The organism is Pseudomonas sp. K5002, from assembly GCF_013386655.1.
In the GTDB taxonomy this organism is placed as follows: domain Bacteria; phylum Pseudomonadota; class Gammaproteobacteria; order Pseudomonadales; family Pseudomonadaceae; genus Aquipseudomonas.
On sequence record NZ_JACARK010000606.1, the window covers coordinates 1 to 16,128 of the forward strand.

The 16,128-nt window shown below is 55.1% G+C and carries 17 protein-coding genes and 1 pseudogene; 7 read left to right on the plus strand and 11 right to left on the minus strand.

The window, feature by feature from the left end; translation table 11 throughout:
* Positions 1 to 863, plus strand: an 863-nt coding sequence (locus HX846_RS24535) for an MFS transporter (RefSeq protein ID WP_178966254.1), incomplete at its 5' end; no start/stop codon positions are given.
* An 87-nt stretch (positions 864 to 950) separates the two neighbouring features.
* Here the strand turns inward: HX846_RS24535 and HX846_RS24540 are convergent.
* On the minus strand, positions 951 to 1,184 hold the full coding sequence (locus HX846_RS24540) for a hypothetical protein (RefSeq protein WP_003218911.1): 234 nt from the start codon (positions 1,182 to 1,184) through the stop codon (positions 951 to 953).
* Positions 1,185 to 1,411: 227 nt separating this feature from the next.
* On the opposite strand from HX846_RS24540, the gene HX846_RS24545 reads away from it, so the two are divergent.
* The 6 genes from HX846_RS24545 to HX846_RS24570 all read left to right on the plus strand — a co-directional run bounded on the left by HX846_RS24545 (position 1,412) and on the right by HX846_RS24570 (position 7,525).
* On the plus strand, positions 1,412 to 1,549 hold the full coding sequence (locus HX846_RS24545) for a hypothetical protein (RefSeq protein WP_167410166.1): 138 nt from the start codon (positions 1,412 to 1,414) through the stop codon (positions 1,547 to 1,549).
* 901 nt (positions 1,550 to 2,450) lie between these two features.
* Positions 2,451 to 2,666, plus strand: a complete 216-nt coding sequence (locus HX846_RS24550; RefSeq protein ID WP_178966255.1) for a hypothetical protein — start codon at positions 2,451 to 2,453, stop codon at positions 2,664 to 2,666.
* A gap of 488 nt (positions 2,667 to 3,154) precedes the next feature.
* Positions 3,155 to 3,610, plus strand: a complete 456-nt coding sequence (locus tag HX846_RS24555; protein WP_178966256.1) for a hypothetical protein — start codon at positions 3,155 to 3,157, stop codon at positions 3,608 to 3,610.
* A gap of 9 nt (positions 3,611 to 3,619) precedes the next feature.
* On the plus strand, positions 3,620 to 4,165 hold the full coding sequence (locus tag HX846_RS24560; protein ID WP_178966257.1) for a hypothetical protein: 546 nt from the start codon (positions 3,620 to 3,622) through the stop codon (positions 4,163 to 4,165).
* Between the two features lie 1,521 nt (positions 4,166 to 5,686).
* Positions 5,687 to 5,983 carry a hypothetical protein gene (locus tag HX846_RS24565; RefSeq protein WP_178966258.1) on the plus strand — a complete coding sequence of 99 codons (297 nt, stop codon included), beginning with the start codon at positions 5,687 to 5,689 and terminating at the stop codon, positions 5,981 to 5,983.
* A 90-nt stretch (positions 5,984 to 6,073) separates the two neighbouring features.
* Complete coding sequence (locus HX846_RS24570) at positions 6,074 to 7,525, plus strand: SEC-C metal-binding domain-containing protein (protein WP_178966259.1); 1,452 nt, start codon at positions 6,074 to 6,076, stop codon at positions 7,523 to 7,525.
* Between the two features lie 5 nt (positions 7,526 to 7,530).
* On the opposite strand, the gene HX846_RS24575 is transcribed toward HX846_RS24570, so the two are convergent.
* From HX846_RS24575 to HX846_RS24620, 10 genes and pseudogenes are all read right to left on the minus strand, one after another.
* On the minus strand, positions 7,531 to 8,502 hold the full coding sequence (locus tag HX846_RS24575) for a hypothetical protein (protein ID WP_178966260.1): 972 nt from the start codon (positions 8,500 to 8,502) through the stop codon (positions 7,531 to 7,533).
* The gene (locus HX846_RS24580) at positions 8,475 to 9,179 is read right to left on the minus strand and encodes a hypothetical protein (RefSeq protein WP_178966261.1); all 705 of its coding nucleotides are present in this window, start codon (positions 9,177 to 9,179) and stop codon (positions 8,475 to 8,477) included. The genes HX846_RS24575 and HX846_RS24580 overlap by 28 nt, the downstream gene beginning before the upstream one ends.
* Positions 9,176 to 9,721, minus strand: a complete 546-nt coding sequence (locus tag HX846_RS24585) for a DNA-binding protein (protein ID WP_178966262.1) — start codon at positions 9,719 to 9,721, stop codon at positions 9,176 to 9,178. Before HX846_RS24585 ends, HX846_RS24580 begins: the two co-directional genes overlap by 4 nt.
* Positions 9,718 to 10,641, minus strand: a complete 924-nt coding sequence (locus HX846_RS24590; RefSeq protein WP_178966263.1) for a hypothetical protein — start codon at positions 10,639 to 10,641, stop codon at positions 9,718 to 9,720. The genes HX846_RS24585 and HX846_RS24590 overlap by 4 nt, the downstream gene beginning before the upstream one ends.
* Positions 10,638 to 11,345, minus strand: coding sequence for a hypothetical protein (locus tag HX846_RS24595; RefSeq protein ID WP_178966264.1), 708 nt, complete (start codon positions 11,343 to 11,345; stop codon positions 10,638 to 10,640). The genes HX846_RS24590 and HX846_RS24595 overlap by 4 nt, the downstream gene beginning before the upstream one ends.
* Positions 11,346 to 11,353: 8 nt before the next feature.
* On the minus strand, positions 11,354 to 13,768 hold the full coding sequence (locus HX846_RS24600; RefSeq protein ID WP_178966265.1) for a phage tail protein: 2,415 nt from the start codon (positions 13,766 to 13,768) through the stop codon (positions 11,354 to 11,356).
* An 8-nt stretch (positions 13,769 to 13,776) separates the two neighbouring features.
* The gene (locus tag HX846_RS24605; protein ID WP_178966266.1) at positions 13,777 to 14,301 is read right to left on the minus strand and encodes a phage tail protein; all 525 of its coding nucleotides are present in this window, start codon (positions 14,299 to 14,301) and stop codon (positions 13,777 to 13,779) included.
* Positions 14,298 to 15,470 (minus strand): baseplate J/gp47 family protein, encoded by a 1,173-nt coding sequence (locus HX846_RS24610; RefSeq protein WP_178966267.1) that lies wholly within the window; start codon positions 15,468 to 15,470, stop codon positions 14,298 to 14,300. The genes HX846_RS24605 and HX846_RS24610 overlap by 4 nt, the downstream gene beginning before the upstream one ends.
* Positions 15,467 to 15,784: a DUF2590 family protein gene (locus HX846_RS24615; RefSeq protein WP_178966268.1), complete on the minus strand. Its 318-nt coding sequence runs from the start codon at positions 15,782 to 15,784 to the stop codon at positions 15,467 to 15,469. Before HX846_RS24615 ends, HX846_RS24610 begins: the two co-directional genes overlap by 4 nt.
* Positions 15,781 to 16,128, minus strand: a pseudogene (locus HX846_RS24620) (phage tail tape measure protein); the annotation flags it as partial. The pseudogene HX846_RS24620 and the gene HX846_RS24615, both read right to left, overlap by 4 nt.

A 16,128-nucleotide genomic window follows, 5' to 3' on the forward strand; every position in this document is an offset into this window, starting at 1 on the left:
TGGTGGCCTTCCGCTTTATCAGCGGCCTGCCCCACGGCGCCTACTTCGGCATCGCCGCCGTGGTCGCCTCCAGCATGGTGCCCAACGACAAACGCGCTGGCGCCGTCGCCCGCGTGATGATGGGCCTGACCCTGGCCATGCTGCTCGGCAACCCCATCGCCACCTTCCTCGGTCAACACTTTGGCTGGCGCTCGGCGTTCGCGCTGGTCAGTGCTATCGCCATGTGCACCATCGCGCTGGTCTGGCAATTCGTACCGGATCGCCACGACGAACCCCGCAGCGACCCGCGCAAAGAACTGCGCGCCTTCACCAAACCGCAGGTGTGGATGGCGTTGTCCATTGGCGCTATTGGTTTTGCCGGGATGTTTTGCGTGTTCAGCTACCTGGCGCCGACCATGCTCGAAGTGACCAAAGTCTCGCCACAGTGGATCCCCTTCGGTCTGGCCGCGTTTGGCGTAGGCGGCATCATCGGCAACATCGCCGGCGGCAAGCTGTTTGATCGCCTGCAATTTCGCGCAGTGGGCTGGATTATGGTGTGGTCGATGGCCGTGCTGATCTTCTTCACCTTCGCCGCGAGTTCGCTGTGGAGCGTACTGCTGGGCATCGGCCTGGTCGGCACCATGATCGCCATGGCCGCGCCGCTGCAAATCCGCTTGATGGACATTGCGCATGAAGCACCGAGCCTGGCGGCGGCGTCCAACCACGCGGCGTTCAACCTGGCGAATGCGCTGGGGCCGTGGTTCGGTGGGATGGCGATTACGGCGGGGTATGGGTGGACCAGCACGGGCTACATTGGCGCGGCTACGGCGCTGGTAGGCTTGGGCATCTACCTGATCGCCCGACGTATGAAAGGCGGTCACTAAAGCCCTCCCACGATCCAATGTGGGAGCGGGCTTGCTCGCGAAAGCGGTGGGTCAGTCACTGAGTAAATGACTGCCCCACCCGCTCAGTCAGTCATCATGCATCAACCCCGAACCATACTCCCCGTAACTACTCCCCAGCGCGTTGCCGCCAAAATTCATCTTGGCGGCCTTGCTGGGGCTGTGGTCGCCAAAGGCTTGGCATCCCCCTGAATAACAAGGGTCGCTACTCAGGTCGCTACTCATGCCCGATGAACCCGACGAACAAGCGGCCAAGAGCAACGTGCCTGCGACCATCACGACTTTGACGAGATTGGAGATCATTTTTTCAGTTCCCTTTGGGCTTATGGGCTGAGCGTAGGCCTCAATGCCGGTGAGAATTATGAAACTTTGCCGTAGGACAGGATCGGTTCAGGTTGATGTCGTTTTGGCGACGAATTATCCCGGCACATATTCTGATTGGCGATATCAACAGTTAGCCCCTACATATTAAAGCCGACCAGGCATCAATTCAGATGAACCTGCGGCCTACGTAGAGGGAAGCTCAAGTAATGGCTAAAGACGAAAAAACCAGTGAAAGCGTCGCTTCAAAAGCAGCCAAGCTGCTGGCGGATCCCACCACTCCGCCGGATGTGAAATCTGTGGCGGCTTCGGCGCTGACTCAGGCGCCCGACAAAAAGAAGAAATAAGCTGAAAACCGTGCCAGGGTGGCTGGAGCTCTGGCACTGGCCACCACGGCACCACGCCCATTCCTGTTAAACTGTCCGCCCTTCGCCTTATCCATCTCAGATCCTAATGTCCTCACCTATAGCACCAACGCCATCGTTCTCCCGTCGCTTCTCCGTTGCTCCGATGATGGATCGGATGGACCTACTCTTATCCCCCAGCAAATAAAGGACCAAACGCCTCTTCCCCATCTCTCGTACCTCCTACGTACCACCAACCTATACCCCATTCCTGCGCCTCCCCTCAGTTCAGCCGCTCTAGCAAAATTTAAGCATCCATTTTCAGCTCCAATCACGAGCACTATCGCAGCCGAGTTTTCAGATTTCATCGTAAGCTTCCCAAGCTGATACCGAGGGTTGGACTCCCTTCAGCCGCTCCACTATTTTCAAGGCTTCCAGGAGTATTGGGGTAACGACAGCAAAAGCTGGTGACAGTTACGCGATTTGTGTGAAAGCGCCAGCCTGGCCCCCTCCCCCTGCAATACCCGGTTTTCATGTTGACCCCTAGCAAAAAGGTAATTTTGGTAATTTCCTTTTTTATTCGATATAAAACTCAATAAAAACAAATACTTGAGTTGATTCATGAAGGTAATAATAGGGTAAGTAATAGGTTAGAAAATTACCTTTAACCTTAGTAATTCCACCCCCTTACGAAACCCTTTAAAATCAGGCACTTGATAGAATATTACCTCCAGCCTTACCAAATATTACCTTCTGAGGTAATACATCAAAGCCCCGGTTTACAAGGGCTACAGCCCCTTCCCCGCGTCGCCTTACCAAAATTACCCTTTCCCCGCCCTCGTCCTGAAATTGGCCTTTCCGGCTACGCTGCTATGCTTCCATTTTTCCGAATGGAGTCGAAGCCATGGCCAGCGAGTATTCCCTCCCCATAGTCCTCGAAAAGATCTACGAAAATCAGTTAGCCTTGGAAGCAGCGATCATGGAGCTGACGCTACTGGCTGAACAACAAGGCTTCGGTGATGCCGGCGACAACGCCCGTTCGGCCCTGGATCAAATTGGCGAGAACGCCGGTTTTATTAAACAAGGCTTGGCGCGCCTGAAAGCGGTGGAAAAGGACTGATTGATCGATCCTCCAAAACTACAAATCTTCCTCTCTGGGCAGACATGCACCTGGAGTTGATTTCCTATCAACTGAAGTAATCAATGCTCGTTGGCACAACCCTGTAGTCACGCGACACCACGGGAAAATTAGACTTATCTTCCGTATATATCCTCCGCTGACGTGGACACCCTAAACTGCTGGCGCTTGCCCTCACGATGATGGATCGTGATGTACTTACACCAGCCCCCTTGAATTTCGCGCAATGTGGAGCCCCCCCCTGACTCGTACCACGGTTAAAACAGTGAGTGCCATATGTGGTCAAACGTAAAATTTTGAGTAAGAATCGTTTCTTGATTTCACTCTGCCGCTCCACTCAAGGAAAAATACGAAAGGATTTCTCTACTGATTAGATTTCACACATGACGAAGCTCGCTACACTATAACTCTAGAAAAGTCAAAAATATTTCACCTCCAAACCAAAGCATCCAAGGATTGAAACCAGCACTATGAATGAAAGAAACGTTTACAAAGTAATTTCAAGCGTTGAAGGAGTAAGTAACTTTCACGAGCGTGAAACTCAAAGCTCAGCGGAAGATATCGTTTACTATGAATTCGGCTTCGATTTTTCAGATATGAAATTTTTCGGGACGCAGATTACAAGCCCGTTATTTACACTTAACAGATTTAACCTATTATTTAGATACACCTTAAAAAAAGAAACTACAAAAGGAAATATTCTAGAAGCACTTAACCAATACAACCTAAGCAGACCACTTATCAAACTAGTTCTCACCGAAATGACCGGAAAGAAAATTGAAGTCAAATTCTCGTCAGACTTCATAAGTGATGACGCTATGATTTCGGGAGCTCAAATAGTTCCAATTATAAATATAATGGCACCAAGCCCTGGAGACTTTGTAACATTCTTGTCCAAAAAGAAGATCTCCCTAAATCATACGTGAGGCTGCGACGTGAGCATTCTCAATATTTTATTCGCCTGTATTTCCTCACTTGTATATTTTGGAATTTTTTACGAGTTCAAGGAGCTAGCAAAAACTTACGACTGGGCTTATAACGTAGGGGTGCCGTGCCTTGTCGCAGCCACCTTGCTACTAAACTATATTAAAGACAAAATATCTGAGAGAGATCCGACAAGTAAACTACACAAGGTCACAACAGAGCTTAAAAACCTTAAAATCACTCATGACACTACCAACAATGAAATAAAAACCAATCATGAAAAAGAGTTAAGAGACAGCAACGCAAAATACGACCATCAAATTTTAGAGTTAAGAAAAGAAATCTCTTCTCTCCATGGTAAGTTAAGCATTAAGGACACAATGATACATGGATTCAGAAGCGGTATAACAAAAAATCTATTAAAGCATGGAAGCAGTCAAGAATTTTTTACATATGCGCAAAATCTGGCTGCCAAAATTAATTCCGACCTAGACTTCAACACTCTAGCGCCTGTATTAACACCAGAAACAATGAAATACATTGACATCTGTCAATAACGAACTAATTCGCGCGAATAACGTCGTATTCATCACATAATGATAGGGCGTCATTCGCGCAAATAGGAGACAACAGCATAATTGACCCTGATTTTTCTTAAATCAACCTCCCCCCTCTCAAACTCTTGATGAACACTTATGGACACCAGCGTTCCAAGCTGATGAGGGGGGGGGTCGATCCCCTTCACCTGCTCCACTATTTTCAAGGCTTCCAGCAGTGCATGTACATGACTGCAATCAGTTGTGGACCGTATTGGGGGCCACTTGTTAGATCTGCCTGCCCAGGGCTGTAGCGCACCAAGCGCCATTTCTGCTCCTGCGAGAATCAGTCCCATAAGAGTCCCCCAACCCTAAGCGTGAAATGAATTTTCCGGCTGGAGTTTAAAGTGAGGATTAAATGTCTTTTTTCTTCTCACATCTCTAAAAATTAGATAGAACAAGACCTTCAGCACTTTTTCGAAATCTCTTTTTTCATCACCTGTGCTATTTTTGAGACTATCAGGAGGGGGATTTACCCTCACCTCTCAACTCATGATCTATATAGCATTATATTTAATACCTATAAATACCCCACATGGCGTCTAAAGCATCAGGTGAAGCTCCTGTCTACAATGGCTGTAAAGCATCCAGGCCGTCGTTTAACTCAGGATGGCCAAAAATAGCCACTTTTGTCGCACACGTGAAAACGCCGGCAGCACAGCTCGTTTTTTCCATTCAAGTATCAGCGGCTTCCTCCTTCGTTTTTCTTGGCCCGACTGTGAAACGCTGCAATCAGCCGCCGAGCCCCGTTCTATCAACACTTCGCGGGATTCAGTGCCTTCCCGCACACAGCAAAATCCCGCTCAAAAAAGATCGCTCCTATTTTTAAAAAAACACCGAAACCCTTGTTTTAAAAGTTTTCGCCCAATGAAACCCGAGGCTCCAGCCTTGACCCGCTAGTGAGCGTCTGTAGCGCAGTTGTGCAACCGGACTGCATTTCTTTGCAAAACCTTGCACAAAGGGATACGACCGAACACCGGTAAAGCCCCACAGCGCGCCCGGGCTACAGGATTGCTTGCACTACATCTGAATTTGCATAAAAAATTGACGCAAATCCCGTCGGCGGGAGGGGGATAAGTGCTTTTTCTGGCAGTTTTTTCTTCTCCCACCCATTTTCGCGGCTGCGTGACCAACCTCGCATTTCGTCGGGCCGAAGTACGAAAAGTCGCCTCACAGATATACTGTTCATAAATACAGTGCTCTATGGGCAACGATGATGAACGAGAAAGATTTTGAAATGATAGCGGATCGTACCGACGCGATTGCGATGTGGTATTCAATACTCCGTGATGAGGCAGCACTGCTTGCGAATCCGGGAGGCCATCACAAAGCTCTGCTCACCCTAGCTCACGCACTGCAGCGGGATCAGCTCATCGATCGAGACGAGTTCAGCGAACTCCTTGAACATGCTGATGGGGCTCTGGCCTATGCGGTAGAGGCGCTGTATGAGAGCCAACCTAGCGACTGGTCAGGGGCAGAGACATGCAAATGCTCGTATCCCCTATGCGACGTCACGGCGTTGCGCTGACACCCAGGGAGCGGCGGAACTATCAGGCGATAAAAGGCAATGTCATGGTCAATTCAGAGAACAACGCCGAGCTTGGTCGAAGCGCAAATGTGGCAAGGCTGGAAGTCGGCATGCCGCTTGAGCATGATCCGCTCCCACGACTACTTGACGCTACACTCGCAGGTATGGCTGTGACAGGCTTTGTGTTGAGCGGGATTGAGTATATTGATGGCTGCGCCTATGCACAGTCCTGGTGGTGCAGGGAGGAATAACAACCACTTTATATGCGCTGCTGCAAAACTTCTTAAACAATAAAATTAGATGCGAACACCATATTCATCGCAGAAACAAGGAACAGTTTGATGCTTAAGCCACTAATAAAAGAGGTAAGCGTAAATGAAAGTGAAAGAACATTAGCCCGAATTGCGGAAAAAACATTCTTTAGCCTGTGGAGCTATCCAAGTCTATTTAGGGATGTCGACCGCGGCAAAGAGCTTGTGGATCTCACTGTATTCTTTAACAATACACTCATACTATTTTCAGACAAAGGACATGTTGCCTTTCAAAGCGATCGTCCAACTGCTATCGCATGGAGTAGATGGTACAGGGGCGCCATCAAGGAATCTGCAAAACAACTACATGGTGCTGAGTCCTTTATTCGAAACCATCCAAATAGAATATTCTTAAATCAAAAATGCCAAGATCCATTCCCCTTCGACATATCAAGCCCCGACCTAAAAATTCATTTGGTGTGCGTAACGCGAGGAATAGGAAAGGCAGCAAAAGCATATTTTGACGCAATCGAACCGGGCAGCAGTGGAACTCTTGCTTGCGTTTTCCCACTAACCGAGAAGGAGATTCTGGAGAGACCATTCTTAGTAAACGACATAGATCCAAAAAAAACCTTCGTTCACGTATTTGACGAAACAGCAATCGATCTATTACTTACAGAACTGGCAACACCAACAGATTTTATTTCATATTTAAAATCAAAGGAGAATGCAGTAAGAAACCTTAAACTAAGAACTGCTGGCGGTGAAGAAGACATATTAGCCCTTTATTTGCAGGAAACCGATGCAAATGGATACGGCATGATAAAAAATCCAAGGGAAGATTATTCCATCCCATTTAGCATTCATGAGACAGAGTGGAAGATTTTCCGAAAGTCCCCGTTCTACGCACTACACTATGCTCAGGTAAAGGCAGGTAGAGGATGGAACACTATCTTGAAACGCTTTTCTGACTGCATTGTAGATGCGACGGTCGGGGAGGCACATGATCGCCCACTACTTGAGCATGCAAAAGTGATTCAGGCATTAGCCTCTGAGAACATGCTATCTCGATCATACTTGGGAGAACAGTTATTTGAGAAATATGAGGCGGTAGAAGAGTTTGCCCGATCAGCCCGACTTGTTAAGTCCCTATGCGCTCCAGGCCGAATGTATGTTTTTCTATTCTTTCCGTGGGACGAAGACTACGCAGACTACGAAGAGTACCGCAGCGAAAGGGTCATGTGCATGCAACTTTACGCGTTGGTGGCGCAGTACAAGTATCCCGAAACAAAAGAAATGATTGTCTTTGGCTCCGCCACTAAAGGTGCCACACCTGGCTCAGAAACCATATTGGCTTTTGACGTTTCATATCCGTTAACGCCTGAAGAACGCGCTGACGCGCAAAAAATCATGCAGAGTCACGATATTTTAAATGACACTACTCAAAGAACAATCAAACGCACCGACATAGATTTTAACATTGGAAGAAATGACAAGTGCCCTTGTGGCTCAGGATTGAAATATAAGAAGTGCTGTGCATGAGTAAGCTACAAAGTGACCGCCCCTAACTCTGCTGACAACAAGGCCGCTTTAGTAGCGGCCCCAGTGAACCCCGCCGCATTGGTCGGAACCGGAGTTTGTCCGTGCGTATGCGCTGCGATTTGGGAGTTCATATCCCCCACTAGGTCGAGCAAATCTCCGAGTACTCGCAACACATTAATACCCTCGGATCCGATCCAAGTTTTGGGGGACTTCATGCTCTGGCTGACCGCCGCCACACTCTTACGCAGCCCCTGAATCCTTTCCTCCATGTCGCCACCCACCGTGGCGTTGTGCTTCTGCCCCACCACCAGATTCAAGTCCCGCCCGGTCGCTTGGTGTAAGTCATCCACCGCCGCCAGGCTCGCAGAACCGCCCGAGAGGAGCTTGAGCGCGCCCAGGGCTTCAAGCGTCTTGATGCCACCTACCGATTCGGTTGAATGGTCGTCCACGCTCCTGGTGTGGCTCTGGAACCGCTCGGTGTTGCCCATAGCCTCCACTTCCCGCTCGATTGCCTTGTCCAGGATCTTGCCATCAGTCTGGCGCAGCCAGTTGCCGTCGGCGTCGACGCGCTGCTGACATGCCTCGCTGTGCTGCCACACTTGGTCACCCTTCGGGACGCTGGGCATGCTCAAACCGTGGGGCAGAATCGTTTGGATATAAGGCTTGTGCGGCAGGCCATAGGCAAAACACACCACAACCTGGGTGCCTTCCTCGGGGAATGCGTAAATGCCCATTTCCTCGCCACCGGTGGGCAGCGGCAAAGGCACGCCGGCCAGGATCGGCAGCTTGGTGTCTGGCTCGCCGTCCGGCCCCATGACCTCGATGTCGACCGCGTAGCGTGGGCGGAAGTCGTCGCAGATGCCGGCGCCGGCGGGTGCATCGGCCACGGCGACAACCCGGGCAAAGCGTGGCAGGTGGTAACCGCCGATGAGTTCGGGGAATTGTCGTTCTACGCTGCGGCGGATTGCGTCGTCCATCGGATGGCCATCTGGTTGTCGATGAGCGCGACACTGGTGATGCGCTCGCCGTGGTTGATTGTTGCACCTGGTCGCAACCCGGGAAGGGCTGCAATCATCGCGCTTTGGTTGCCCTGGTAGTCGTCGAACAGTTCCACCGGCAGCTGCAGCGGCGAGCGAATGCCAAAGAAGCTGTCAGCCCAACTGCCCACGAACACTTCCCCGTCACCCTGCTGCTGCCAGATGAAGTCGGGGATGTTGAAAACCCGGGCCAGACTGTCCATGGCCTGATAGCCGGCGGCCAGGCTGTAGAAAAACGGCGCCTTGACGCTGGCATACGGCTGCTCCGGGACGCGGAAGCGCAAACCGGTGTGCTGGCCGATCTCGACCAGGACGGCGCGCAGGTCAACGTGACGCAGGTTCAGCGGCAGCGGGTTGGCCAGGATCGCGGCCAGCTCGCGACAGAACAGCACCTGCTGGGTGCTGCTGGCCGTGCTGCTGCGCTCGACGTAGCCAATGAAGTGTCGCTGCAGCGTGCTGCTGTTGTAGCCGATATCGAGTGTCACCAGCCCCTTGACCGGCGCAGTAGCCTGGATCGTGAACGTCGCCCGACCTGGGCTTTTCGCATCCAGCCGGACTTCGTTTTTGACCAGGACATATGGCACCCCGCTGATGGTCAATTCCTTGTGCAGCTTCATGCCTTGGGACTCCCGCCTAACCAGGTATCCACCTTTTTCAGCGTCGCTTCAAAGCCAGTCAGTTCCTCGGGCCCACCTTGTATGTCGCCACCGGTACCGCCGACCGCGCCGCCCGGGCCAGACTGCGCCGTGACCGCGTTGCCAGATCGGCGCCCTTCCACTTTTTCCGGGTTGGAGAGCTTTTCGGTCAGGGTGAACTGGATCAGCCAGCCGCGTAGGTTGTCGTCTTCCCGGGCGCTCACGCCCTCGGTGAATGTCACCTGGCGCATGCCAAACGCGGCGGCGGTGTCGTTGACGATCCGGTACGTCTTGAGCTGGCCACCGCCGGCGGTTGCTTCCACCAGGCGCATCAGGTCGCGCAACTGCACCTGGTCAACAAAAGGAATCATCAGGCTGACAGTCAGGGTTTTGGGCTTGAAGCCCTTGTGCCCCTTATCGGTGTTGCTGGTCTGGCCTGACAGATCGTCGCTTTCAATCCGCAGGTTGCCGGTGACCTTGAGGTTCTTCCCGCGCACCTCTTGCCCGTCGAGTAGCAGCGTCATAGGCCCACCAGTTCACGAACAAAGCTCAGACCCTGCTCAGATCCCACCAGCAGCGCGCCGACGCACAGCACCCACTCATGCCCCGGGGGATCACCGGCCAACAGTGCCTGGCGCAGCTCAGTGGCGTTGCCCGGGCCGATCAGGCGCGCGCGCATGCTGCTATCAGCGTTGCCGCCAGCCAGCAGGGCTTTCAGGTCGGCCAGCTGCTGGTCACGGCCCTGTTGCTGGGCTGCCTTGCGGCTGGCCAGGTCAGAGAGTGCAGCCATGGGCGAGCTGTCGGCGGCGTAGCTTTCCAGGACGGCAATCTGGCCGGCCATGGATTGCTGGGCGGCTTTGACCACTGTGCAGCGCTCCAGGGGAAGCGACTGCCAGCGCGGTAAGGTGCCGGCGGCGGGGATCTCCCACTTTTCCGTCTCCAGTTTCGACAGGTGCCGCGCTCGGCGTTCGGTTCGCACCAGGTCAGGCATCGGCAGCAATGCGTTGAAGCGAGCCAGGCTGTCGGCCAACTGATCGAAACGAGTGGCAAGGAACAGGAGGCACAGCGCGTGCTGGGGAGCGTCGGGCCGGCCTATGTCGCTGACATCCACCAACTTGCCAGCAAGGTGCTGCAGCAAGTTCGGTGCAGACAGAAAACGCTGGTAGCCGCGGCCCTGACCAACTCCACTTTGAAACGGCGTCACCACCAGGCAGGCCGGGGCCTCGCCCATTTGGTCAGCGAGTGCGGCACGACCTGCAGCGATTGCGCCCTGGGCAGCATCACCCACCGGCCCCGGGTTGGTCGTGGTCTTGCCATTGAGGTCCGACAGGCGTTTGGCGGTGCTGGCCAGCTCGCCCCCGGCAAGGTTCTGCGCGGCGGAAAGCTGGCCCATCCATTGGGTAGCCTGTTCTGGCCAGCGCATTTTCACTGCGTCCCAGGTCATGCCGGCGGCGTCCACTTGATGGCCCTCATCACCTTGAGCTTTTTGTCCTTGAGCGCGGTGGCCAAGTCCTGCTTGAGGTTGTCGGCGTGCTGCAACGCGGCCTGCTTGAAGCGCACCAGGTCCTGGCCCACCAGGTGCAGTTGGGCAGCCGTATGGGGGCGAAAGCCTTTCACCTGGTAGGCGTCGAAACAGGCAAAGCTGGCGTCCAATCCGCTCAGTACCATGCCTGTGAGGTTGATTTGATCGTCCATCTGGCTGGCGTAACGGTGGGGTTCGCCCAGGGCACTGGAGACGAATCCGCTTTCAATATGGCGATTGCACCCGTCGTTGACCTCTACCAGCTTTTGGTCATACAGCGACGCTAGGATTGCAGCGATATCGTCTACCCATTCGCCGTTCTTCCAGACCTGATCGGGCCCCGGCTTTTTGGTGGTGTAGCCGCTTGGGATCGGACCCACACCGGTGACCGTCAACGGTTCACCGGTGGCGGTGCTGTAGACAATCAAGCCGTCGAAGTAATCGACAAGAACCCACTTACCGTTGCTCCAGCAGGCGCCTTTGTTGGCCGGAATCTTCGGCGGCGCGACCTCTACACACCCGCCAGGAATCAGAAACACGCCGGGTTCCTGGGGCGATTCGTCGGCCTCTGTGGTGCCGATATAGAGGCCCAATTGATTGGTTTGATAGACCGTTTTGGTTTTCATGCTGGGCCTCAGTACTTGATGCAATAAATCATGGCAACGCTGACCGGGCGCGACTCATTGCCCCCGGATGCGTCGACGGTGATGGTGTGGTTATGCGCGCCTGCAACGGGGCCGGCAGCCGTCGGATTCGGGCCCACCGAGTAGTGGCCGCCACCTTGGTTAGTGGCAATGTTCACCAGAATGGGGTACATCCCGTGGCTGTGCGCCCCCTGGACATCACTCGACGCACTGTGACTGTGGGCTGCGTTCTGGCTGCCTTGGAAGGTGCCGAAAACCCGACCTGGATCTAGCCCTCGCCCCTCATCTAAGCCCCGAACAAATACACCGCGCAGGTCAGGCAGGTTGAAAGTAGTAGCGCCGTCACCCGCGCCGTAATACGTACCGATCTGCGCAAAAAGGGCAGCGAAGGCGACCCGCGAGATTGCAGCGCCGTTCGCCTTGATATAGCCGGTCGGAATCGACGTTGTGGCGAAAGCCATAATGGCGCCAAGGGGCACGATGCTGCTGGGATTCAAATTTCCCGAGTGCCATACCTCACGGGTCGGAGTCCATGTCCCCGAATTATTCACTGATCGAATGAGCAATCGGGGATCGGGCGTTCCCTGCTGGAGGCCTATTTGCCCTGCGTATCCGCTGCTCCCATAGGGAATATTCAGTAGGCTGACGTAGTTATCAAAGGTCGTCTGACCCTCGCCAAAGTAGTGGAACCCACCTGGCAACCCAATGGTATCGATAGGGCTTGATGGCGCACTGGATGCCGCCAAACCAAACTTCCCGGTTTGGATGGCGTCCGTGATCCCATAGCCGGCTAGCGTAGTGGCTTTATCGGCTTTCAACGCCGGTGTGAAGTTATGGGCGGTCCATATCGGCAGTCCTTTCCATTGCAGTTTCCCCTGCACGTCCATCGCCAGATCACCAGCGGTGACGCCACCCCAGTGAAAGAGGATGCGCGGCGCGTAGTCGAAATTGTTCTGTGTATCGGTGACCAGCATCGCCTCCCGAATTTCCATCGCGCCCATGCTGTAATCCCGGCCCGGTGCCGGTGCATAAAGCTGGGGCCGCTTGTTGGTAGGCCCCAACGGCAGCGCGTTGGTGATGCCGTAACCGTCCAAGGTCGTGGGTTTCCCGCTGGTGATCTTCGACCAGTCCAACACGGGGATGTCAGCAGGCTGGAGATACTCACCGCTGATAACCAGGCCCTTCGAGCTGACCGTAACCTTGGTGTATTTCCATGCGGCCACGATGTCGGGCATCGTGACCTGAATGTTCACATCGGCAGTGCCATCAAAGGTGGTGCTACCCGTGCCGATGCCGCTGATCGCAATTTTTCGAGCCGTTTCTAACTGCTTGGCCTTTCCCGCCGGCGTCGCGCCGTTGATCAGTTTGTCTATCGCCTGCTGCAAGAACTGACGAACGCCCGAAACGGCCTTGGTAGTTGCCAGAATTAAACTGCTGTCGGTGCTTGCATCGTCACTGATCGCGTTCGGGATATTGCCCAGGCCCACGTCGGCCTTTGTGGTCGCTCGGGCGCGCAGGTACTGATAGTCACCATTGCGAGCGGCCAGATGCTGGATCAGTGAACCGTTGATAGGTTCGACCACTCGCCGATCGCTGATGGCAGCGGTGGTCAGATCCGCCAAGGCGATGCAGTAAACCCGCTGGCCATTGCCGTCCAGGAAGTCGACCTGGTTGGGCTCAAAGGCTACTTTCCAGGCCGCCACCACGTCGTTCAACTCACGACGCAATGAGACCTGGAGCCACACTTGTGTTGGCATTTGGGGTGGCGCGATCGCCACGGCGGCGGCCAACTCGATGCGGACACCCTCGACGTAAGCCAAACCCGCTTTGAGCTGGTAGGCGGTACCGACCTTTTCAACCTGAAACGCATTCCCGAAGAAACAGGCACGGCCAAAGATGTCCCGGTTGCTCAGACGCTCGCGCTCATCAATGCCCTTGAGGCGAACGGTGAAATCGTGCTGCCAGGTCTTGGCGTCAATAGTGATGCCGGTCAGAGCCTGGGCGCCGTCGAACATCACCAGGATGTTGCGGGTCACGTTGTTGCCCAGCTGCAGCGGCGGTATGTTTTTGCGCTTCTGCTGCAGCGGCATGTAAGCCACGGCCAGCAACACGTTTTCTGCGGTTTCCAGACCGATCCAGTTCCAGTCGAAGTCCCCGACATCACTGCCCAACATCGAGCTGTAGACCACTTGGTTGGGGTTCACATACCCCACGTTTTGCTGGGGGATGGTGTAGCTGTGCACGATCTGCGCAGCCGGCGGCTTCGCTGCAGCGCGGTTGACCGGTGCGTTCGGGTCCAGGCCTGGCACGTTAGCAAAGATGAAGCGCACGACATCGAGGCGCTGTTGCGATCCCAGTTTCTGGGCGATCAGGCTTTCACCTGCAAGGGTAATACTGGCTCCCATTGGGGCTCCTACAGGCTGGCGATCAGCGTTTGCTGGTCGTCGTTGAAGTCCACCGCGACAATGCGCAGCGATACGGGGGTGATGGTCACAAAGTCGTAGCGCCGGCAGGTGCGGCCGTACTGCTGAACCAGGACGCGCAACAGCTCCGGGTTTTGCGACAGCTGGGAGTCGGAGAGGCGCAACAGCACCACGTCCCAGTCACGATCGGGCATGCGTTCGTCTATCTCGACGTAACCCACGCCGAGGCGCTGCAGGATGCGTTTAAGCCCTGCTGTACTGCCGGCATCGACGGCGTTGATAAAGGCGAACTTGACCCGCAGGCGGTATAGGTTTTCCGGCTCGTCCTTGAAACGGCTGATGTCCCGCTGCCAGGCCAGCAGGTCGAGAATGGTCAGGTGGCAGGACTCGGCGTCCATCTGCAGCAATGGCCACTGCATCCAGCCTTCGACTTTCTCCCACCAGGCCTGACAGGCGGCCTTGAGCTTGGCCAACTGCGGCCCATCCAGCCAAAACGGCAAATTGGGCTTGATCATGGCAACACCACCTGCAGGCTGCTGATCCGTGGAATGGTCAGCTCTGACACGATGTCGGCGTTATCGAAGTGCAGCGACTCGATGCCGGCGAACTGCTGGTGGAGTTCTTCAGCCAGGCGGCTGAATGAAAAGCGCGCCTGAGGATAAGTCAGCGTCGGCTGATAGTCGCCGGTGCCACTTTCACGAAAGGCCGCACGGATGAATAACTCGGCCTCGGCCTGCAGCTTGGTGCGTTGTTCGGTGGTCAGTGCAGGACGTGGCCACAGCGTGACGCTCAGATCGTGCAGGGTCTCCGGCATCACCAACACCAGCAGATCGTCGCCGTGGCCATGGTTGCCCTGGTCACGGATATGGGCGTTGATTTGCTCCAGGTATGCCGATGCCGGCACGTCCGCTTCAAACAGCACATAAGCGTTCGCACTGCCCGGGCCACGTGGTGCACCGTGCAGGAAGTAGACGCCATCGGGCCGCACCGCCGGGAACGCGGAAATCATCGCCCGGTAGACTGCATCGGTATGCCACTGGTTGACCGCCGAGAACTGATTACGCACCCGCAAACGCAACTGATCGTCAGGCTCAGGATCTGCACCTGGTGCGATCAACCAACCGTCGGTGTTGACCACCTGGACGATGCCAGGAATGGGCACAGGCAGAATCGCGTAATAACCCGGGGCCAGGTTAAAGCCGCTGCCAACCTCTTGCGCCTCGGCTGGGACGTCCAGCTGCAGCACGCCATCGGCAAAGGTCACGGCCTGCGTTGTGACCAGTTGGTAAATATGACCATTGATGGCCGCCGACTGCACCTGAATGCCGGCGGGCATCTGCAGCACGCCGCCGGCAACGTCGCGGGTGAACAGCAACATGCCCTGGGCCTTGGTGGCGCCTTTGCGCTCGACGTTGACGCCCCAGGCCAGCATATCCAGCCACTTGTCCCGGGCGGTTTTCACAAAGAAGTTAGGCAGGACGGTGCCGCTGATAAAGCTGATCAGCCACATGACTGGCTTGGTCACCAGGGCCGTTATCACCCGCCAGAACGGCGAATAGGCGCTGGTGTTGCTCATCTTGCTGCCTTGAGCTGCTACTTCCTTTTCCCAAGCCTTACGCAAACCGTCCTCGGTCACGGGAATGCCGGCGTCAGCGAGCGCCTGTTTAAAATCTACGTCGCTCACAGGGTTACCTCGATGTCGCCAAACTTCAGGGTTTTGGCCGTGACCAGGTACTGACCAGACTGCACCTGGTTAATCAGTGCGGTGCCCGGTACCAGGCGTTCATCAGCCTCCACCAGCAACTCCAATTGCTGGATGCAGTCGCGCTGACGCAGGCGACTGCGCTCAGCCACCAGCGTCACCAGCAGGCCGCTTTCGCGGATCATGTGCGCGATGTCCTGGGCGATGCTGGCCCGATCCTCGATCAGCAGCGGCTGACGCGACGGGTCCAGCGACAGGTCGTTGTCGATGATCAGCAGGTCTATGTATTCGCTCATCCGCCCACCGCCATGGCCAACATGCCTTCCAGCTCCAGCGGGTTCATCGGTTTACCGGTGTGAATGTTGACGTTCTCCACGTGGGTGCCCTTGTTCTGGGTTTGGTTGTTGTTCTGGATGCTGCTCAGCAAGCCGCCCCGGGGCACGGCATCAGGCCGTTTCGGTGACAGGCTGGCCACAGAGCCATTCATGCGTTGCTGGCTTTGCTCGGCCTTTTCAGTGGGTGCCGGCGCAGTCACCAGTGCCGGCGGCTGCTTCGGCTGCGGGATGTTGAGCTGCGGCCCGATCGGTGCCGGTGCCTTCAAGGCAGGCGCGGCCACCAGTGCCGGCGCTGTGCGGGGTGG